This is a genomic window from Methanoculleus sp. UBA413, from assembly GCF_002502935.1.
Classification (GTDB): domain Archaea; phylum Halobacteriota; class Methanomicrobia; order Methanomicrobiales; family Methanoculleaceae; genus Methanoculleus; species Methanoculleus bourgensis.
In genome coordinates this window covers 12,171-12,436 of sequence record NZ_DAQR01000061.1, presented here as the reverse complement: position 1 = coordinate 12,436, position 266 = coordinate 12,171, and the positions used below count along the sequence as shown (strand labels likewise).

Genomic DNA, 266 nt, shown 5'->3' with positions numbered 1-266 from the left:
TGCGCCGCCTGCAGGACAAGGGCGCTCAACTTCCCGGTATCGTTCTCGCGGAGCGCCCGGGCGATCTCGGCCGTGACCTCCGCATGCTCCTCGTCAGGCTCGATATCCACCAGGTCGGCCACCCGGGCCGCAAGCTCCCGGGGGACGAGCCCCGTCTCCGTATTCAGGTAGCGGGCAGCGGCCTTCAGGTTCTCGTCGAAGTTGACGTAGGTCTCCCTGACGAACCCGATATCCGTATCGTCCAGCGCATCCAGGCCGAGGATCTC

1 protein-coding gene is annotated in these 266 nt (G+C 66.2%); it reads right to left on the bottom strand.

Annotation, left to right across the window (positions count from 1 at the left end):
* On the bottom strand, positions 1–266 hold a 266-nt coding region (locus BP858_RS04605; protein WP_286878965.1), incomplete at both ends, for a phosphoenolpyruvate carboxylase.